This is a genomic window from Agromyces sp. NPDC058064, assembly GCF_042885275.1.
GTDB lineage: Bacteria > Actinomycetota > Actinomycetes > Actinomycetales > Microbacteriaceae > Agromyces.
The window spans coordinates 932130-951611 of record NZ_JBHVSE010000001.1; the positions used below are offsets into that span (position 1 = coordinate 932130).

General features: G+C 73.1%; 16 protein-coding genes. 5 read left to right on the forward strand and 11 right to left on the reverse strand.

Annotated features, from left to right (window positions below; genetic code table 11):
- Positions 1-16: 16 nt before the first annotated feature.
- The 4 genes from ACFVSL_RS04320 to ACFVSL_RS04335 form a co-directional block, all read right to left on the reverse strand.
- The gene (locus ACFVSL_RS04320; protein ID WP_386938792.1) at positions 17-1261 is read right to left on the reverse strand and encodes an isochorismate synthase MenF; all 1245 of its coding nucleotides are present in this window, start codon (positions 1259-1261) and stop codon (positions 17-19) included.
- A gap of 43 nt (positions 1262-1304) precedes the next feature.
- Positions 1305-2162 carry a polyphosphate kinase 2 family protein gene (locus ACFVSL_RS04325; RefSeq protein ID WP_386938794.1) on the reverse strand — a complete coding sequence of 286 codons (858 nt, stop codon included), beginning with the start codon at positions 2160-2162 and terminating at the stop codon, positions 1305-1307.
- A gap of 263 nt (positions 2163-2425) precedes the next feature.
- Complete coding sequence (gene menD / locus ACFVSL_RS04330; RefSeq protein WP_386938796.1) at positions 2426-4486, reverse strand: 2-succinyl-5-enolpyruvyl-6-hydroxy-3-cyclohexene-1-carboxylic-acid synthase; 2061 nt, start codon at positions 4484-4486, stop codon at positions 2426-2428.
- Positions 4479-4916, reverse strand: a complete 438-nt coding sequence (locus ACFVSL_RS04335) for a PLD nuclease N-terminal domain-containing protein (RefSeq protein WP_386938798.1) — start codon at positions 4914-4916, stop codon at positions 4479-4481. The genes menD and ACFVSL_RS04335 overlap by 8 nt, the downstream gene beginning before the upstream one ends.
- A 72-nt stretch (positions 4917-4988) precedes the next feature.
- On the opposite strand from ACFVSL_RS04335, the gene ACFVSL_RS04340 reads away from it, so the two are divergent.
- Entirely contained in the window at positions 4989-5285 is a 297-nt protein-coding gene (locus tag ACFVSL_RS04340; RefSeq protein ID WP_386938800.1) for a DUF4229 domain-containing protein, read from the forward strand.
- A 50-nt stretch (positions 5286-5335) separates the two neighbouring features.
- On the opposite strand, the gene ACFVSL_RS04345 is transcribed toward ACFVSL_RS04340, so the two are convergent.
- Positions 5336-6319 carry a 1,4-dihydroxy-2-naphthoate polyprenyltransferase gene (locus tag ACFVSL_RS04345; protein WP_386939318.1) on the reverse strand — a complete coding sequence of 328 codons (984 nt, stop codon included), beginning with the start codon at positions 6317-6319 and terminating at the stop codon, positions 5336-5338.
- A 291-nt stretch (positions 6320-6610) separates the two neighbouring features.
- Between ACFVSL_RS04345 and ACFVSL_RS04350 the strand changes: the two genes are divergently transcribed.
- Complete coding sequence (locus ACFVSL_RS04350) at positions 6611-7069, forward strand: hypothetical protein (RefSeq protein ID WP_386938801.1); 459 nt, start codon at positions 6611-6613, stop codon at positions 7067-7069.
- A 91-nt stretch (positions 7070-7160) separates the two neighbouring features.
- Here ACFVSL_RS04350 and ACFVSL_RS04355 read toward each other — a convergent pair whose 3' ends face one another.
- The 3 genes from ACFVSL_RS04355 to ACFVSL_RS04365 are packed head-to-tail and all read right to left on the reverse strand — an operon-like array spanning position 7161 to position 9507.
- The gene (locus tag ACFVSL_RS04355) at positions 7161-8336 is read right to left on the reverse strand and encodes an AMP-binding protein (RefSeq protein ID WP_386938803.1); all 1176 of its coding nucleotides are present in this window, start codon (positions 8334-8336) and stop codon (positions 7161-7163) included.
- Positions 8337-8379: 43 nt separating this feature from the next.
- Positions 8380-9297 carry a 1,4-dihydroxy-2-naphthoyl-CoA synthase gene (locus ACFVSL_RS04360; RefSeq protein ID WP_386938805.1) on the reverse strand — a complete coding sequence of 306 codons (918 nt, stop codon included), beginning with the start codon at positions 9295-9297 and terminating at the stop codon, positions 8380-8382.
- A 9-nt stretch (positions 9298-9306) separates the two neighbouring features.
- Positions 9307-9507, reverse strand: a complete 201-nt coding sequence (locus tag ACFVSL_RS04365; RefSeq protein WP_386938807.1) for a hypothetical protein — start codon at positions 9505-9507, stop codon at positions 9307-9309.
- Positions 9508-9566: 59 nt separating this feature from the next.
- Here ACFVSL_RS04365 and ACFVSL_RS04370 point away from each other — a divergent pair, with 59 nt between their 5' ends.
- Positions 9567-10574 (forward strand): o-succinylbenzoate synthase, encoded by a 1008-nt coding sequence (locus ACFVSL_RS04370; protein ID WP_386938809.1) that lies wholly within the window; start codon positions 9567-9569, stop codon positions 10572-10574.
- A gap of 27 nt (positions 10575-10601) precedes the next feature.
- Here the strand turns inward: ACFVSL_RS04370 and ACFVSL_RS04375 are convergent, their stop codons facing one another.
- Both ACFVSL_RS04375 and ACFVSL_RS04380 read right to left on the reverse strand, forming a co-directional pair.
- Positions 10602-10877 (reverse strand): hypothetical protein, encoded by a 276-nt coding sequence (locus ACFVSL_RS04375; RefSeq protein ID WP_386938811.1) that lies wholly within the window; start codon positions 10875-10877, stop codon positions 10602-10604.
- 44 nt (positions 10878-10921) lie between these two features.
- Positions 10922-11284, reverse strand: coding sequence for a MerR family transcriptional regulator (locus ACFVSL_RS04380; protein WP_386938813.1), 363 nt, complete (start codon positions 11282-11284; stop codon positions 10922-10924).
- 57 nt (positions 11285-11341) lie between these two features.
- On the opposite strand from ACFVSL_RS04380, the gene ACFVSL_RS04385 reads away from it, so the two are divergent.
- Positions 11342-12550, forward strand: coding sequence for an MFS transporter (locus ACFVSL_RS04385; protein ID WP_386938815.1), 1209 nt, complete (start codon positions 11342-11344; stop codon positions 12548-12550).
- 171 nt (positions 12551-12721) lie between these two features.
- Complete coding sequence (locus ACFVSL_RS04390; protein ID WP_386938817.1) at positions 12722-13147, forward strand: hypothetical protein; 426 nt, start codon at positions 12722-12724, stop codon at positions 13145-13147.
- Between the two features lie 182 nt (positions 13148-13329).
- Here ACFVSL_RS04390 and pulA read toward each other — a convergent pair whose 3' ends face one another.
- Positions 13330-19419 (reverse strand): pullulanase-type alpha-1,6-glucosidase, encoded by a 6090-nt coding sequence (gene pulA, locus ACFVSL_RS04395; RefSeq protein ID WP_386938819.1) that lies wholly within the window; start codon positions 19417-19419, stop codon positions 13330-13332.
- Positions 19420-19482 lie beyond the last annotated feature (63 nt).

Sequence of the window (19482 nt, forward strand, 5' to 3'; positions counted from 1 at the left end):
CGGAGGCCCGGACCGGCTATCCGCCGAACGCCTCGACGATCGGACGGAACTTCATGTCGGTCTCGGCGAGCTCGTCGGCCGGCACCGAGTCATGCACGATGCCGCACCCGGCATATGCGGTGACGGTGCCGTCGGGGTCGACCTGCGCGCAGCGCAGCGCGATCGCCCACTCGCCGTCGCCGTCGCCGTCGACCCAGCCGACGGGGCCGGCGTAGCGCCCGCGGTCGAAGCCCTCGAGCTCGAGGATCGCGCGCAGCGCGACCTTGCGCGGCGTGCCCGCGACGGCCGCGGTCGGGTGCACGGCCTTGACGAGGTCGAGCGAGTTCGAGCCGTCGCCGAGCGTGCCCTTGAGGTCGGTCGCGAGGTGCCACAGGTTCGGCAGCTGCAGCGTGAACGGCTCGGGGCTCGTGTCGAGCCGGGTCGTGTGCGGCTCGAGGCGCTGCACGGCGCTCGCCACGGCGAGCGCGTGCTCGGCGAGGTTCTTCTCGCTCGCCGCGAGGGCGGCGGCGTGATCGCGGTCGGATGCCTCGCCCGCGCCCCGCGGCGCCGTGCCGGCCAGCACGCGCGCCGAGACGGTGCCGTGGTCGACCCGCACGAGCGTCTCGGGGCTCGCGCCGATGAGCCCGTCGACGGCGAAGACCCACGTGTCGGGGTAGTCCTCGGCGAGGCGGTTGATGGTCGCCCGCAGGCCGGCGTCGTCGCTCAGGGTGCCGACGAGCTGCCGGGCGAGCACGGCCTTCTCGAACTCGCCCGCGTCGATGCGGCGCACCGCCTCGGCGACGGCCGACTCGTAGGCCTCGGGCGGCAGCGAGCCCGGCGCGAACGCCACCCGCGGCACCTGCCGCTTCGGTGCCGGCTCGGGAATGGTCACCTCGGCGGGGGTCTCGAAGCCGATGCGCGTCACCCACGCCCTGCCGTCGCGGCGGCCGATCACGAGCTCGGGCACGATGAGCACGCTCGTCGCCTCCGACTCGTCGGCGAACGCGAACGCGCCGAACGCGACGAGCCCGGTGCCGGGCAGGCCGACGCGGTCGTCGATGTCGGCGTCGGCGGCGAGCGAGGTCCACGCCGAGGCGGCGTCGTCGATGCGCGACGGGCCCGAGGACTCGATGCGCAGCACCTCGCCGAGTCCGACGATGCCCTCGCCGCGGCGCATCCAGACGAGCGGGTGACGCGGGTCGGTGCGCGGAATCAGCGGTTCGGTCTCATCGACGGCCACCGTCCTGACGACGAGGCGCGCCGGGGCGTGCGTCTGACTCACCTCTCAAGCCTAAGCCTCGTGCCCGAGCCGGCGGTCGAGCGGCTCAGCTGGCCGCGAGCCGCGCCCGCTGCTCGGCCACGTCGTAGTCGGCCAGCGGCCAGCTGAGCTCCATCGCCTCGAGGGCGTCGATGAGCAGGTGCTGCACCGCGAGCCGCGCGTACCACTTGTGGTCGGCGGGCACGACGAACCACGGGGCATCCGGCGTCGTCGTGCGCTCGAACACGAGCTGGTACGCCTGGCCGTACGCGGGCGCGAGCAGTCGCTCGTCGATGTCGCCCGGGTTGAACTTCCAGTGCTTGTCGGGCCGGTCGAGCCGCTCCTGCAGGCGCTCCCGCTGCTCCTCGGGCGAGATGTGCAGCATGACCTTGATGATCGTGGTGCCGCTCGCGACGAGCCCGCGCTCGAACTCGTTGATCGCGTCGTAGCGACGCTCGATCTCCTCGGGCGGGGCGAGCTCGCGCACGCGCCCGATCAGCACGTCCTCGTAGTGCGATCGGTCGAAGACGCCGATCATGCCGGGGCCGGGGGTCTCCTTGCTGATGCGCCAGAGGAAGTCGTGGCCGAGCTCCTCCTCGGTGGGCTTCTTGAACGCGGCGAGCTGCACGCCCTGCGGGTCGACGGCGCCCATCACGTGCTTCACGATGCCGCCCTTGCCCGCGGTGTCCATCGCCTGCAGCACGAGCAGCACGCGCCGCTTGTGCCCGCCCATGCGGCTGCCCGCGAAGAGCTGCTCCTGCAGTTCGGCGAGGATGTCGGCGCCTTCGGCGAGCGCCGCCTTGGCGTCGCGCTTCTCGCCGTCGAAGCCCGGATGCGACGCGGGGTCGACCTCGGCCAGCTTGAACCCCTCGCCGACGCGGAGGAGGTCGGAGGGATCGGCGGTCCAGAACGATTCGCGACTCATGTGGTGTTCCCCCTCTGCGGCGGCGCCGCGCCGCGATGCTCCTCACATCCTGCCGAGCCCGGGTGCGCCCCGGCAAGGGCCCCCGCCGACTCCTCCGTCACTGAGTCGCCCCTGGCATCACCGATGCCACCGGAGACTCAGTGACGTAACGCATGAGCAGGAGACACCGGCGGACGGAGCGCGGCCTGGCCGCGTCGCTCGAAGCCCCCGGTCTCGATGCGCTTCGCTCCTCGACCGCCGGGGAGGACTCGACCGCCGGTCCGTCAGCGCGGCAGCGGCACCTCGAGGATCGTCGGGCCGTCGATGCGCGTGCCGAGCGCCTCGTCGAGCTCGCCGCGGGTCGTCGCCCGCGAGTACGCCCAGCCGTACGCCGCGGCGAGCGCGGCGAGGTCGACGTGCTGCGGGGTGAACTGCACCCGGTCGAAGGCGTCGGCCGGGGCGGTGCCGGCGACCTCGAGCGCGTCGAAGATCGTTCCGCCGCCGTCGTTGCCGACGATGACGAGCAGCCGCGGCCGGGTCTCGCCCTCGCCGAGCAGCAGCGAGCCGACGTCGTGCAGCAGCGTGAGGTCGCCGATGAGCGCCCGGGTCACGCCGGCCGAGGCGACCGCCGACGCCGGGCGCGCCGCGACGGCCCGCTCGACGGCCTCGGCGTGCGCGAGCTCGGTCGCGAAGTCGGCACCGGTCGGGGCGGCGAGCGCGCCATTCGGCGGTCGAGGAGCGGAGCGTCTCGAGACCCCCTCGGCGGGTGTCTCACCGGCCCCGGCCTCGGCGGGCTCGGCGGGGCGCGCGAGCGCGGGGGCATCCGTCTGGCTGGCGATCGCGATGCCGAGCGCGGTGGCGACCGTGCCGTCGATGCCGGCGAGGCCGCGGTTCGCGTGGGCGGCGATGCGGCGGCCGGGCACGGCGCGGTCGGCGTCGCGAATGAGGCGGGATGCCCCGAACACGAGCCGGTCGTGCGGCCACGTGGCGCCCCAGATGGCGTCGACGAGCATGCGGCGCGAGATCGGCGCGCGAGCGGCCGCGAGCTGTGCGCGCATGAACTCGCGGTGCAGTTCGAGGTCGCCGACGTGGCCGGTCTCGTCGATGCCCTCGGCGACGGCGGGTGCGGCCGGCGGCAGGCCCGACTCGACGATGATGCGGCTCGCGTGCACCCAGCGGCGCACCCAGGTGCGCTCCTCGGCCGTCTGCGGCGCGGCAGGGGTGACGGGCTCGGCGTGCACGGCGCGCTCGAAGCGGCGCACCCGCCTGCCGGGGTTGAACCACTCGATGCCCGAGGGGGCGACGACGATCGTCTCGACGTCGTCGCGCTGCACGAGCGCCGGCACCTCGCGCGAGAGCGTCGGATGCCCGAACACCACGACCCGCTCGACGGCATCGCCGAAGTCGGGCTCGCGCAGCAGCTCGCGGTACGCGACGACGAGGTTCGGCCCGAAATGGGCGCCGCTCGTGACCTCGGCCGCGAGCGGCCAGTCGCCGTCGCGGGCGAACGCCTCGGCCTCGGGTCCGGCGCCGGCCCCGGCGACGACGAGGGTGCGCGGTCCACGGGCGATCAGGGCTCCGGAGGTCGCGGCGGCGACGTTCGCGGTCAGGGGCTCGGTGCGTTCGGCGCGCTCCGCGCGCTCGGTGCTCTCGGTGCGCGAACGGGCGACGGCGTCGCGGTCGGGCATCGAGACGTCGACGGGCGACGACAAGGGCTCGCGCAGCTGCAGGTTGAGGTGCACCGGACCGGGGCCGGGATGGGCGACGAGGCCCCCGTCGGCGTCGCGGCCGAGGGCGGCCGCGACCACCTCGCGGGCGAGCTTCGCCGCCGCGGCCGTCTCGCCCGGTGCCCCCTCGGGTGCGGTGACGTCACGCTCGAGGCGCACGGCGCCCGCGAAGATGCCGGGCTGCATGGTGGTCTGGTTCGACCGGATGCCACGGAGCTCCGCCGGGCGATCGGCCGTGAGGAGCACGAGGGGCACGCCCGAGTGGTGCGCTTCGAGCACCGCCGGGTGCAGGTTCGCGACGGCCGTGCCCGAGGTCGTCACGACGACCGCAGGTCGGCCCGACTCGACCGCGAGCCCCAGGGCGAGGAACCCCGCGCCGCGCTCGTCGAGGCGCACGTGCAGGCGCACGAGACCCTGCTTCTCGAACTCCGCCGCGGCGAGGGCGATCGCCTGCGAGCGCGAACCGGGGGCGACGACGACGTCGAGCACGCCGGCGCGCACGAACTCCTCGAGGAGCGCGACCGAGAACGCGGACGACGGCGCGGGCACGCCGCTCGATGCAGTCGGCGCGTTCGGCACCGCCGGGCCGTTCGGCGCCGTCGGCACCGGGTCAGGCATTCGGGCGGGGCGACGGCCCGGTCTCGCCGGGGGCATCGGGATTGTCGGGTCGCTTGCCGGGCTCGGCCTTGCGGCCCGCGCCGGGGCCGCCGGCCGAGGCATCCGTCTCGCCGTCGAGCTCGGCGAGCTCCTCTTCGAGCCGGCGGATGCGATCTGCCTGGACGGCGTCGTCGCCGAGGCGTCGCAGGAACTCGGTGTCGTCGTCGGGGGCGACGGTGCGGCTGCGACCGGCGGGGCGGTTGAGCGAGCCGCCGCGGCCGACGAAGAACCAGAGGAGTCCGCCGATGACGGGGACGAAGAGGATCACGACGATCCACCAGCCGCGCTTCAACCCTCGGATGCGCAGCCGGTCGAGCAGTGCGCAGTCGACGACCGCGTAGACCGTGAAGATCACGACGGCGACGCCGAGTCCGAAGAGCAGCCGGGCCATGGTGCCAGTCTAGGCTCGCAGGGTCACGGCTGGCTGGGAGCCGCCCCCAGAGACCCCGCCTACACTGTCAGGGTGAAATCCGTGCCCGTCTGGATCTGGTACACGGCGATTCGAGTCCTCCTCTTCGCCGTGCCGCTCGCCGTCCTCCTGATCGCCGGGGTCACCCCATGGATCGCCGCCCTCGTCGCCGCCGTGTTCGGCTTCAGCGCGTCGCTGCTGTTCCTGCGTCGCCCGCGCGAGTCGATGTCGAGCGAGATCTACGCCGCACGGCACCGCGAGAAGCCACTCGTGCGCGAGGACGACGAGGCGGAGGACGCGGCGATCGCCGCGGTCGAGCCGACCGCCGCGAAGAAGCCCGCGGCGGAGTAGCGCCGGGTCGCCGCCTCCGTGCGCTGCGCGGCAGCCCGCCCCGGCGTTCGTCAGAACGCGAAGGCGAGCCCCAGCCCGACGCCGTAGAGCAGCGCCGTCACGCTCGTGAGCTGCAGCGCGAGGATCAGCTCGCGCGCCGTCTTCGCGGTGAGCACGATGATGCAGGCCGGCACCGCGGCGAGCAGTGCGAAGAGCACGAGCCACGCCGTCGGGTAGAAGAACGCGAAGAACACGGCGATGCCGAACGGCACGAGCGTGAACAGCACGAACAGGATGCGCCCCGCGAGCGGCCCGATCAGCACGGCGAGGGTGCGCTTGCCGGCGACCCGATCCTGCTCGACGTCGCGCAGGTTGTTCGCCATGAGCACCGCGCAGGCGAGCAGGCCGACGCCGACGCCGCCGAGCCAGGCCTCGAGGTTCACGGTGAGCGCCTGCACGAAGGCCGAGCCCGCCGTCGCGACGAGGCCGAAGAAGATGAAGACGAAGACCTCGCCGAGCCCGGCGTACCCGTACGGGCGCTTGCCGCCGGTGTAGAACCAGGCCGCGACGATCGCCGCGGCGCCGACCGCGATGAGCCACCACTGCTGGGTGATGACGACGAGCGCGAGGCCGGCGAGCGCCGCGAGCGCGAAGAACGAGAGCGCGACGACGAGCACGTGACGGGGCTTCACGGCGCCCGAGGCGGTGAGCCGCGCGGGCCCGACCCGGTGATCGTCGGTGCCGCGCACCCCGTCGGAGTAGTCGTTCGAGTAGTTGACCCCGATCTGCAGCGCGAGGGCGACGACGAGGGCGAGCAGCGCGCGAGCCGGATGCCACGGGCCTTCGGCGATCGCGATGACTCCGGCGCCCGTGCCGAGCGCCACGGGAGCGATGGCGAGCGGAAGCGTGCGCAGTCGCGCACCCGAGATCCAGTCGGCGGCGGTCGCCGGGCCGGCCGGTGCCGCTCCGGCCGAGCGGGGGCTCGTCGCCTTCGCGGGGTTGCCCGATCGGCCATGCGTGCGCGAGCGCTTCGCGAGGTCGTCGGCGGGGTTCATCCGTTGGGGTTTCGGGCGTGCCACACCCCAATGCTAGTTCGCGCGCGTCGGCGCCGGCCGAGGACGGCGCGGACGCGACTCCGCTCCTGACTCCTCCTCCACAGTCGCGGATGCACGCCCGCCATGCCCCTACGTCACCTCGGCGCCGAGACACCGCCGCGCCGGGCGGGAGTATCTCCCTGCAGAAACACTCTGCGACTCTGCTCCACCACCGTTTCTCCGACGAGACTCCCCCGGCCGGACGAGGAACGGTGGTGGCGCACCGTCTCGCCGCCTCGATCGGAGAAACGCATGCCCGACGTCTCGATCAAGGTCGACGCCGACACCCATCGCGCATTGACCGACCTCGCCTACCTGCTCGACACCACGAAGAAGGCGGTCGTGGCCGACGCGATCGCCGACTTCACCGAGGCGTACGGCGCCGTCGTCCGCGCGCCCGGCAAGGTGACCTTCGACGAGCTCTCACTCATGGACCGTCTCGCGCTGCGACGACCTGCGCTCCTGCGCACCTTCGCCAAACGGGACGCGACCGACGCCCGCCTCATGCACCGCGACGACGACGATCCCGATGCGCCGATCCGACTCCTGGTGACCACCGATCTGGCGCGTGGCGGTGGCGAGGCGTTCGAGCTCGAGCGCCTCGCACGCATCCTGCTGCGCGGACCTGTCGAGGTCGAATCGGCGACTCGTCTGCGGCTCTTCGACGAGCCAGCCCTTCGACAGGCGATCGCGAACTCCGCGCCGTTGTAGCCCGAGCAGCTCGTGTGATGGCCGTCGGCATGTCGGGCGAAGCAGGAGCGGCATCGCCTCCGTGGTGCGCCGCGCGGCGGACCCGGGATGCTCAGTCAGCAGTCGCGGCGTTCGCGGCAAGCGCGGCGAGCGCCCGGCGGTCGGGCTTGCCCGAGGCGAGCGTCGGCCAGGGGTCGGCGACGACGAGGTGCACGGGCCGGGCGGCCGGGCCGAGGCCCGCAGCATCCGTGGTCTCGCGAAGGCGCAGCAGCACTGCGGCCGCGTCGCCGACCGACGCGGCGACGACGACCGCCGCGCGCTCGCCCCACTCGGCGTCGGGCACGGCGACGACGACGGCCGCGTCGAAGCCCTCGAGGCGGCGCACCGCGCGCTCGACCTCGCCGAGCACGACCTTCACCCCGCCCGAGATCATGACGTCGTCGGCGCGACCGCGAACCCGCAGCCGCCCGGTGACGCCGTCGAGCTCGCCGAGGTCGCCCGTGCGGTACCAGCGGGTTCCGCGCTCGGCGACGAATGCCGCGGCGGTGCGATCGGGGTCGTCGAGGTAGCCGTCGGCGAGGCTCGAGCCGCCCAGCTCGATGCGCCCGTCGACGAAGCGGATGCGGGTGTCGCCGATCGGCACTCCGTCGTAGACGCAGCCGCCGGCGGTCTCGCTCGAGCCGTACGTGCGCACGACGCGCACGCCCGCGGCCTCGGCGCGCTCGGCGAGCACGGGCGCGAGCGCCTGCCCGCCGACGAGCACCGCGTCGAAGGAGCGCAGCGCGGCGCCGACGAAGGCGTCGCGCTCGGCCGCGTCGAGCAGCCGCGCCAGCTGCGTCGGCACGAGCGAGGTGTAGTGGGGCACGTGGTCGTGCATGCGGGCGGATGCCTCGGCGAACGCCGCCGGATCGAACGCACCCGCCGGCAGCGCCACGGTCTCGGTGCCGGCGACGAGCCCCCGCACGATCACCTGGGCCCCGGCGATGTAGTGGCCCGGCAGCGCGAGCAACCACTGCCCCGTGCTGCCGAGCGCGTCGTGCGTGGCGTCGGCGCTCGCGACGAGCGCGTCCGCCGAGAGCAGCACCCGCTTCGGGGCGTCGGTCGATCCGCTCGTCTCGACGACGAGCGCGATGCGGTCGTCGACCTCGGTCGCGACCGCCGCGGCATCTCCGGCGGCCGCGCCACCCACCTCGGGCACCGGCCAGACGGCCGGCCCGCCGTCGAGCGCGGCGGCGAGCGCACGGGTCAGCTCCGCGACATCCGCCTGAACCCTGATGAGCGGTTTCACCGGCGGCACCGACACCGGCTCTGCCGGTTCGCCGTAACCGGCATCAGAAGTGCCACGGGTAGGGGCCCCAGTCGGGGTCGCGCTTCTCGAGGAACGCGTCGCGGCCCTCCACCGCCTCGTCGGTGCCGTAGGCGAGGCGCGTCGCCTCGCCCGCGAACACCTGCTGCCCGACCATGCCGTCGTCGACCGCGTTGAACGCGAACTTCAGCATGCGGATCGCCGTCGGCGACTTGGTGAGGATGGTGCGCGCCATCGCGATCGCCTCGCGCTCGAGCTCGGCGTGCGGCACGACGCGGTTCACCGCGCCCATCTCGTAGGCGCGGTCGGCCGAGTACTCCTCGGCGAGGAAGAACACCTCGCGGGCGAACTTCTGCCCGATCTGGCGGGCGAAGTAGGCCGAGCCGTAGCCGGCGTCGAACGAGCCGACGTCGGCGTCGGTCTGCTTGAAGCGACCGTGCTCGCGGCTCGCGATCGTCAGGTCGCAGACGACGTGCAGCGAGTGCCCGCCCCCGGCCGCCCAGCCGGGCACGACCGCGATGACGACCTTCGGCATGAAGCGGATCAGCCGCTGCACCTCGAGGATGTGGAGCCGGCCGACCGCCGCCTGCCCCTCACCCGAGACGACGGCCGTCTCCGCGTCGGAGTACTTGTAGCCGTCGCGCCCGCGGATGCGCTGGTCGCCGCCGGAGCAGAACGCCCAGCCGCCGTCCTTCGCGCTCGGGCCGTTGCCGGTGAGCAGCACGACGCCGATGCGCGGATTCGTGCGCGCGTCCTCGAGGGCGCGGTAGAGCTCGTCGACCGTGTGCGGGCGGAACGCGTTGCGCACCTCGGGCCGATCGAACGCGATGCGGGCGATGCGCCCGTCGATCGAGTGGTGATAGGTGATGTCGGTGAACGACGCACCCGCGGGAGCCGCGGCCCACTCGCTCGGATCGAACAGTTCGGAGACCTCGGCACTCATGCCTCAAGCCTATTCGGCGGGGCTCCCGAGCAGGCCGGCCACGACGGGGACGACGGCGGTCACGCCGACCAGCAGGGCCCACACGATGGGGATGCCCGCGGCGATCACGAGGAGGATGCCGCCCACCCCGATCGCGAGGTTGCGGCCCGTCGACTCGGCCTCGACCTCGCTCGCCGTGAGCCCCAACTCGTCGATTCCCGCCCCAGTCATCCCTCCACCCTAGGCGCGCGCCCTCGCCGCGGCGAGCGCCGCGGTGCGAGACTGGGCCCATGACGCCCGCCGCCCTGCCCGAGCCGAGCGAACTGCTCGCCACCGCCCGCGTCGTCGCGCTGCCGCTCGTCACCCGCTTCCGCGGCATCGAGGTGCGCGAGGCGATGCTCTTCGAGGGCCCGCAGGGCTGGACGGAGTTCTCCCCCTTCGCCGAGTACGACGACGACGAGGCATCCGCCTGGCTGGCCGCCGCGATCGACTTCGGCTGGAGCGCCCCGCCCGCCGCGCTGCGGGACCGCATCCCCGTGAACGCGACCGTGCCCGCCGTCGACCCCGACAGCGTCGCCGCCGTGCTCGCGCGCTTCCCCGGCTGCCGCACGGCGAAGGTGAAGGTCGCCGGCTCCGACCAGACCCTCGCGCAGGACGTCGCACGCGTGCGCGCCGTGCGCGCGGCCCTCGGCCCCGAGGGCCGCGTGCGCCTCGACGCCAACGGCGGCTGGAACATCGACGAGGCCGAGCACGCCATCCATGCCCTCGCCCCCTTCGACCTCGAGTACGTCGAGCAGCCGTGCGCCTCCGTCGAGGAGCTCGCCGAGATCCGCCGTCGCACGAAGTACATGGGCATCCCGATCGCAGCCGACGAGAGCGTGCGCCGCGCCGACGACCCGCTCGCCGTCGCCGAGGCGGGCGCCGCCGACCTGCTCGTCATCAAGGCGCAGCCGCTCGGCGGCATCCGACGCGCGCTCGGCATCGTCGCCGAGGCCGGCCTGCCCGTCGTCGTGTCCAGCGCGCTGGACACGAGCGTCGGCCTCGCGATGGGCGCGCACCTCGCCGCAGCGGTGCCGTCGCTCGAGTTCGACTGCGGGCTCGGCACCGCCTCGCTGCTCGCAGCGGATGTCACGCGCGCACCGCTCGTGCCCGAGGACGGGTCGATCGCGGTGCACCGGGTGCTGCCCGACCCCGAGCTGCTCGAGCGCTACGCCGCCCCGCCCGAGCGGGTCGACTGGTGGATCGAGCGGCTCGGCCGCTGCCACGCCGTGCTCGCGGCGGCCCCGGCGGTCGAGTAGCGAACAGCGAGGCACCCGCCGGTCAGCTCAGACGGCCGGCCCGTCCTCCGACGAGACGAGCGCCTCGATCGCGGCGAAGAACGCCGCGATGCCCTCGCGGTTCGCGCCCTTCGCCCGGGACGCGGCGAGGTCCTCCGCCCGCTCCCACTCGACGAGGTCGAGCCATTCGTCATCGGCGAGACGCACGAGTCGGGCGCCCGCGAACCCCGCACGGTCGTCGCGGAAGTCGGCCAGCATCGCGGGGCGGGCGGCCAGGAGCGCCGTCGCATCGCTCGCCCTGAATCTCGTGACTTCGACGATCACATCGGTTCCCTTCGTTCGATGGAGCGGGTTCGGGTCGCGCCGGCTCACCCGGTGATGACGGCCCGGTCGAGGTACGCCGTGATCGCGTCGCGGTTCTTGGCGAGGCATCCGATGCGCTGGTCGAGCTGCGCCCGACGCGCCGCGAGCGACTCTGCGAGCGCCTGCTGGATGACCGGCGCCTCGGGGTCGGTGACGCTCGCGAGGCAGGGGAGCAGGTCGAGGATCACCGCCGTCGGGATGCCCGCGTCGATGAGGTCGCGCACGCGGCCCACCCGCTCGACGACGCCTTCGGCGTAGTCGCGATACCCGTTCGCCTCGCGCTGCGAGGAGATGAGTCCCTGCGCCTCGTAGTAGCGCAGCAGGCGCGTCGAGACGCCCGTGCGCGAGGCGAGTTCACCGATGCGCATGCCCCTCCTGCCGCCGACTTGACCTTAACACTAGTGTCAAGGTTCGACACTGTCGACATGGCTTCTCCGATCACCGCGCCCACACCCGCCGCCGCCTCCTCGGCCGCGACATCCAAGACCCGGCTGCCGCTCAACGGGCTGCTCGCCCTCGCCTCGATCGTGTTCGTCGGCGTCGTCACCGAGATCCTGCCGGCGGGGCTCCTGCCCCAGATGAGCGCCGACCTCGGCGTCTCCGAGGCGCAGGTCGGCTGGCTCGTGGCCGCGTACGCCGTCACGACGGCGGTGACCGCGATCCCCCTCACCGCGCTCACCCGCAGCGTGCCCCGCAAGCAACTGCTGCTCGCGCTCGTGGTCGGGTTCGCCCTCGTCAGCGGCATCACGGCGATCGCGGGCGACTACACGACGATCCTCGTGGCGCGCACGGTCGGCGGCATGCTCGCGGGCCTCCTCTGGGCGATCGCGGCGGGCTACGCCATGCGCATGGTCGAGCCCGAGCACTCGGGCCGGGCGCTGTCGATCGCGATGGTCGGCACCCCGCTCGCATTCGCCTTCGGACTGCCGATCGCGACGACGCTCGGTTCGCTGGTCGGCTGGCGCGCGGCGTTCGCGGTGCTCGCGGGGCTCGCGATCGTGCTCGCCGTGTGGGCGGCGCTCGCGCTGCCCGCATTCCCCGGCGAGCGAGCGGGGTCTCGACCCGGGCTCGGCACGGTGCTGCGCCTGCCCGGCCTCGTCGCCGTGCTCGCGACGACCGCGGCCTTCGTGCTCGCGCACAACGTCGCCTACACCTACATCGCCCCGCTCGCGGTGGCGTCGGGGCTCGACCGGCGCCTCGACGTCGTGCTGCTCGTGTTCGGCGTCTTCGCGGTCGGCGGCGTGCTCGTCTCGGGGTCGCTCGTCGACCGGCACCTCCGCGCGATGGTGCTGATCGCCGCGGCCGCGCTCGGCGCCGCCATGATCGCGATCGGCCTCTTCGCCGCGCAGCCCGTCGTCGTGTTCGGCGCGGTCGCGCTCTGGGGCGTCGCCTACGGCGGTGCGCCGACCCTGCTGCAGGCGGCGCCCGCCCGCATCGCGGGCAGTGCCGCGGACGTCGCCCAGTCGATGGTCGTCGCCACCTGGAACGGGTCGATCGCGGTCGGCGCGTTCCTCGGCGGCGTCGTGCTCGACGCGGCGGGCGTCGGCGGTCTGCCGTGGATCGCGCTCGCGCTCGTGGCGGTTGCGGCGCTCATCGCCACGACCTCGCGCGCGGCGTTCGCGCCCCTCGGCTGAACGCGGGGCTCCGGCTCCCGGTGCTGCTCCCCCGCACTGGGGGTCGGCGAGCGCGGCCTCGGCGCCCGACGTCAGGGCGAGCACGGATGCCGCGCCCGCACGCCCGGGCGACGGTGGAGATCGTGCGTGCGCCGCCCGGGCGCGCCACGTACCCACCCGAAGGGAAGACACATGTCCAAGCGGACCTGGACCAACATCACCGCGGGCGTCGCGCTCGCAGCGGCGGGCGTGCTCGCCACCGGCGCCGGCGCGTACGCGCACGAGTGCTTCAACCCGAACCGCTCCGAGCAGGGCAACGCCGGAGCGTCGAACTCGCAGTCGTGGTTCACCGTGCACGTCGAGGAGCTCACCTTCGGCCTGCCCGCGGAGGACGCGGAGTGCGTGCTCGACGCCTACGCCGAGACCGGAGCGCCGAGCTCGTTCACGATCAAGGTGAAGGGCGCGAACGGCTCGGGCGGAACCATCGGCGCCAACAACCCGAACCGCGACGTCAAGGCCGCCGACGGCAAGGGCATCGACGAGATCTTCGCCGCGCACGGCGACGACATCGTCGGCAGCTTCATGTCGTGCGGGGTCGACCTGCCGTTCCCGGTCTGACGATCGGCCCGGTTCCGGCGAACACCGACGCGCCCGGCGCTCTGCCCGCAGCACTCCGACACTGACCCGCCCAGCGACTCAGTGTCGGAGTGCGGCCGACCGGCGGCCACCGGCCCCCGATCGTCGCGGACGGTCGCTCACCCTGTCGGGGAACGACCGTCCGCGGCGGATCGAGGTGCGGGCTACCAGAGCAGGATCGGCAGCGGCACCGTCTGCGTGTCGCCGTAGCCCTCGTCACCGGTGAAGACCGCGTGCACGAGGTGGACCCCGCGGCCGAGCTTCGGCAGCTTCAGGTTCACGCGGCCCTTGTCCTTCGCGGTCAGCGAGACCTCGGCGAGCTTCGTGCCGCCCTCGTAGACCGCGAAGGTGCCCGTGGGCGTCGAGCCGTCGAGCGCGACGACCTTCGCGACGTACTTCACGGCCGAGCCGGCCTTCGCGACGAGCTTGTCGGGCGCTCCGACGGCGAGCGTCGCGACCGCGGGCGGAGGCTGCTCGTCGACCAGCACGGCGACGCTGCGGGCGGGCACCGTGACGGTTCCCGTCGAGGCATCCCAGGTGGTCTGCTTCACGACGGGGTCGGCACCCGACGCCTGCGCCTCGGCGAGCGCGAAGTCGCGCCCGGCGAGCCCGCCGACCGTCTGGCTGACGGCCGTCGGCGAGGCGTTGAACACGAGCAGCGCACCGTCGAGCTCGGGGTCGACGTCGTCGCCCACGAGGTCGTCGACCTGCATGACGATCACGCCCGGCGTCGCGTCGGGGCCGCTGTTCGGGAAGGTGACCTTCTCGTCGATGAGCTCGGCGGAGCCCAGCTGCAGCAGGTCGACCGACGAGCGCACCCGCAGCAGGTCGAGGGCGGATGCCTCGGCCGCCGCGATGTCGGCCGCGGTCGGCTTCAGCGCGAGGTCGGCGAGGAGCGGTGCCATGACGGGCCACTTCGTCCCGTTGTCGGCCTCGCCCGGCAGGCCCGAGCCGAAGGTCGACTCCTGGCCCGTCCAGTCGACCCGGTTGAACCAGTCGCCCGAGTTGTAGCTGTTGCGATCGAGCGACTTCGACCGCAGCAGCTCGGTGCCGGCGTGCCAGAACGAGGGCGACTGCGACAGCGTGACCGTCGCGAGCGACAGCGTGTTCATGCGCACGCGGTCGGCCATCGAGGTGCCCTGCGGCAGCTTGAACACCGAGAGGTCGTAGAGCGTCTCGTTGTCGTGCGCGTCGACGTAGTTGATCACCTCGTCGGGCTGGTCGGCGTAGCCGGCCGGCGAACCCCGGTAGTCGAGCTGGTCGCCGCGCACGGTCGCGCCCGTGGCATCCGTCAGTTCGTACCCGCGCAGGTTGCCGGCGAGGCCGAGCTTCACGAGATCGGTCTGGTGCGCGAGGTCGGCGAGCTGGTCGGCCTGCGTCGGCGTGCCCGGCCGGCCGTTCGGATCGGTGCCGAGGCCCGTGCCGAAGCCCTGCTGGAACGTCGACGAGGCGTCGACCGGACTGCCGCCGTGCACCGCGTCGCGCAGGCGGTCGTTGAAGGTGCCGATGCCCGTGCCGCCGAGCTGGCCCTGCGTGGCCTGCTCGAACAGTGCGTTGTTCGCGACCTCTCCGAAGTTCCAGCCCTCGCCGTAGAGGTACACGGCCTTGCCGTCGACCCCGTCGCCCTCGAGGGTGAGCTCGTCGAGCGCGGCCCGCACGGCGAGCATGTTCTCCTTCGAGTGGTGGCCCATCAGGTCGAAGCGGAACCCGTCGACCTTGTACTCCTTCGCCCACAGCACGACCGAGTCGACCATGAGCTGCTGCGCGACCTCGTGCTCGGTCGCCACGTTCTGGCAGCACGTCGAGGTCTCGACGGCGCCGACCGCGTTGAGCCGCTGGTAGTAGCCGGGCACGATGCGGTCGAGCACCGACTTCTGCCCCTGGCCCGCCTCGGCGGTGTGGTTGTAGACCTCGTCGAGCACGACCTGCAGGCCGTCGGCGTGCAGTGCGCCGACCATCTCGCGGAACTCCGCGACGCGCGCCCCGCCGTCGGGGTCGACGGCGTACGAACCCTCGGGCGCCTGGTAGTGGAACGGGTCGTAGCCCCAGTTGAATCCGTCGAGGTCGCGGACCCGGTCGATGCACGCCTGCTGCTCGGCCGAGGCCGGGCCGAAGCTCGCGAGGTCGCAGTCGGGCACGGCCTGCTTCGCGCGCTCCTCCTCGATGGTCGCGAGGTCGAAGGTCGGCAGCAGGTGCACCGTATTGATGCCCGCGTCGGCGAGCTCGCGCAGCTGCTTCGTTCCCGCCGAGTCGCGGGTGAACGCCCGGTAGGTGCCGCGCTCGGCCTCGGGCACGGTCTCGTCGGAGATCGAGAAGTCGCGCACGTGCAGCTCGTAGATCGCCCGGTCGACGGGGCGCTCGACGACGGGCGCGGGCGTCTCGGCCCACTGCTCGGGGGCGAGGGCCGGGTCGTCGAGGTCGACGACGACGGTGCGCGCCGAATTCGTCGTGAGGGCCACGGAGTACGGGTCGGTGACCGAGTTGGTCTCGATCTTCCCGGTCGACGGGGCGTACACCTCGACCGACCAGCGCACTTCGTCGCCGGCGGCGAGTCCGTCGACCGACCAGGTGCCGCTCGCGTCGTCGCGCACGGCGGCGAGGCGCTCGGGGTCGCCGGCCGCGCCGGCGCTCCAGCGCTCGAGCGCCACGTCGCGCGCGGTGGGCGCCCACAGGGTGACGGTCGCCTCGTCGCCGTCCCAGCCGGTGCCGAGCGGGGCGGATGCCACGGCGTCGGCGTAGAGCTCGTCGAGCACGCCGGGCAGCTGCACGCCGGTGAAGGCGGTGAGCTCGTCGCCGACCCGCTGCGCGACGGCGAGCTGCTCGGTGAGCAGTGCCGCGACCTCGGCGCGGTCCGCGCCGACCACGTGCAGTGCCAGGTAGCCCTCGAGTGCCGGGAACTTCTCGAGCTGCGCGTCGGAGAGGCCAGCCGGGTCGAGTTCGAGCTCGACGGCGTCGCCGCCGCCGGAGACGTCGCCGTCGGTCACCGCGAGACCCGCGTCGGGCGCGTGCTCGAGCGACCACGAGGCATCCTCGGCCTTCGCGCCGCCGAGCAGTGCGGCGGGCCAGGCGATCGTCTGCTCGCCCACCCAGTGCGCCTGCGACTGCCCGCTGCCCGCGAGCGGCGGGTCGGTGACGACGATCTCGAGCACGTGCGTCGCGAGCGTGTAGCGGAACTCGACGAGCTTGCCGCCGGTCGCGGTGAACGTGTAGTTCGCGCCGCCCGGGGCGCCGCCGACGCCGTAGTTCTCGTCCCAGCTCAGGCCGTGCGCGACCTTCGCCTCGTACGAGCCGTCGGGGATCTCGGTCGTCGAGAAGGTGTACACGCCGTCCTTGTCACCGTCCTGCATGAGCGAGGCGAGGCAGTCGGGCGCCCAGTCGCCGGCGCAGCCGATCTCCTGCTGGAAGCTGCCCGGCAGGGTCACCGTGGGGCCCTCGGCCGTCGAGGAGCCGACCTTCGTGACCGGGTTCCAGTAGAAGGTCACCGGCTTGGTGCCATCGGTCGAGTAGGTGATGTTGCCGCCGTTCTGCTCGCCGTTCGCGCCGTAGTTGACGTCCCAGCTGCCGTTGAGCGCGACCTTGTACTCGTAGTCGCCCGCGGGCACCTCGAAGGTGCCGGCGTAGATTCCGTCGGCGCGCAGCGTGAGCTTCGCCGCCTCGCAGCCCGGGGTCCAGTCGCCGGCGCAGCCCATCTCGCTGTTGTGCGAGCCGGGCACGGTGACGAGGTCGATCGGCTGCTCGGGCTCCTCGCCGCCCTCGGCGAGGTTCACGGCGTTGCCGACGGACGCGTAGCTCGACGCCGCCGAGCGCTGACCCGCGGCGTCGGTCGAGACGGCGCGGTACTCGAGGAGCGTGCCCTTCGCGAGGCCCGCCGTGTCGTGGAAGACCCGCGGGCTGGTGTCCTCGGCCGTGCCGAGCGCGTGCCACGCGTCGTCGCCCGTCGCCCCGGCGACACGCCAGGCGAAGCTCGTCTCCTGCCAGGTTGCGTCGTCGACGTCGGCGGCGACCGGGGTCACGCCGGTCACGCCGGCACCGGCCGCGGGCACCGAGATCGAGATGGCGCCGGCCGCCTCGGGCGCGCTCACCTCGCGGTCGGCGCGCAGCACGACCGTGCCGAGCGCGGGGACCGTGACGGAGGCCACGCCGTCGGCGTCGGCCGTGACGGCCGCGCCCCCGGCGCCGCCCGTGCCGCCCTCGTAGAGCACCTCGAACGCCCCGCCCTTCGTGAGCGTCGGCACCTCGACGGTGCGAGCCTCCGCCGCGTTGTTCGCGGCGACGAGGTACTCGACCTTCTCGGTGCGGTCGACCCGGCTGAACGCGTACACGCCCGCGCCGTTGTCGACGTAGCGCTCGATCTGGGCGCCCGTCGAGAGCGCCGGGTGCGCCTGGCGCAGCGCCGAGAGTGCGGCGATGTGCTCGTAGAGCGGAGCATCCGTGCCGAAGCGGTCGACGCTGCCGGCCTGCTCGCCCGTGACGAGCTGCTGGTCCTGGTACTCGGTCACCTGGCTCGCGAAGAGCGACTGGCGGGCGTCCTTGTCGCCGCCGGTGCCGGCGAAGCCCTGCTCGTCGCCGTAGTAGACGACGGGCTGGCCGCGGGTCAGGAAGAGGAGCTCGTGCGCGAGCTCGTCGCGCTCGAGCGGGGCGCCCGTCGACTGCAGGAAGTAGCCGACGCGGCCCATGTCGTGGTTGCCGAGGAAGGTCGGCAGCGCCGTCGCCGAGGAGTCGGGCGTCGTGTAGTAGTCGTCGCCGGCGAAGAGGGACTGCAGGTTCTTCGCCGAGTTGCCCGCGGCGAAGCTCACGGCCTGCGACTGGAAGGTGAAGTCGAGCACCGAGTTCATGTCGGTCTTGCGCACGTACGGGCTGAGCTTGACCGGGTCGGCGTCGTAGACCTCGCCGAACATGAAGAAGTCCTCCTTGCCGGCGTCGTGCGCGTAGTCGAGCACCTCGGTCGCCCACTGCTCCCAGAACTCGAAGTTCACGTGCTTGGCGGTGTCGATGCGGAAGCCGTCGATGCCGAGGTCGACCCACTGCTGGTACACGTCGACGAAGCCGTTCACGACGGTCGGGTGCTCGGTCATGAGGTCGTCGAGGCCGACGAAGTCGCCGTACGTGACCGACTCGCCCTCCCACGTCGAGTCGCCGCGGTTGTGGTACAGCGTCGGGTCGTTGAGCCAGGCCGGCACCTTGAGGTCGGCGTCGGCGGGAGCGATGGTCGGCGTGTAGGGGAAGCTCGTCGCCGCGTCGAGCTCGGGGAAGTCGGCGGCCGTCTCGGCGCTCGCGTACTTCGCCGGGTCGAACGCCGTGCCGTCGGCGCCGAGGTACGGGCTCGTCTTCTGGTCGATGTAGCCGTAGGCCTGCTCTTCGTAGTCGATGACGTCGGCGGTGTGGTTCGTGATGATGTCGAAGTAGACCTTGATCTCGCGGTCGTGCGCGTCGTCGATGAGCGCCTCGAGCTCGGCGTTCGTGCCGAGGTGCGGGTCGATCTGGGTGAAGTCGGTGACCCAGTAGCCGTGGTAGCCGGCGCTCGCGTTCGCGCCCTCGCCCTGCACGGGGCGGTTCTTGAAGCTCGGCGTCAGCCAGATCGCGGTCGTGCCGAGCCCCTCGATGTAGTCGAGCTGCTCGCGGAGGCCGGCGAGGTCGCCGCCCTGGTAGAAGCCCTTGTCGGCGGGGTCGAAGCCGGTCGTGAGACGGTCGCCGGTGAGGCCGCCCTCGTCGTTCGCGGGGTCTCCGTTCGCGAAGCGGTCGGTCATCACGAAGTAGAAGGTCTCGTCGCTGCCGGGCTGGCGCACCGGCTCGTCGACGAGAGCCGGGTCGGATGCCTCGTCGTAGCCGCCGGACATCGCGTCGGCCGTGAGCTCGAGGCCGACCTTCTTGAGGGTGTCGTCGAAGACGACCCGCACCCGGGTCTCGCCGGCGACCGTCAGCGGGATGTTGTCTCCCCCGCCGTTCAGCCCGTACGCCTCGTCCCACGAGTCGTTCACGGCGACCTTGTACTGCCACGCCCCCTCGGGAACCGTGAACTCGGCGGCGTAGACGCCCGCGGTCGCCGTCGGCAGCAGCTCGGTCTCGGCGCAGGCGGGCGCCCAGTCCTCGGCGCAGCCGAGCTCGGTCTGCAGGTCGCCGACGAGCGCGAAGCTGCGCTCCTCGGCCGCCGCAGCGGCGAGCCCGAGACCCGGTGCGAAGCTCAGCGCCGTCACGGCGAGCCCCCCGGTCACTGCGGCGGCGAGCCACCTGCGTACGAGTGAGCGTTGCGTCATCTTCGACTCCCGATTCCCGGCACGACTCCGTGCCACCGACACTGCTCGCGAACGTAGCAGCGC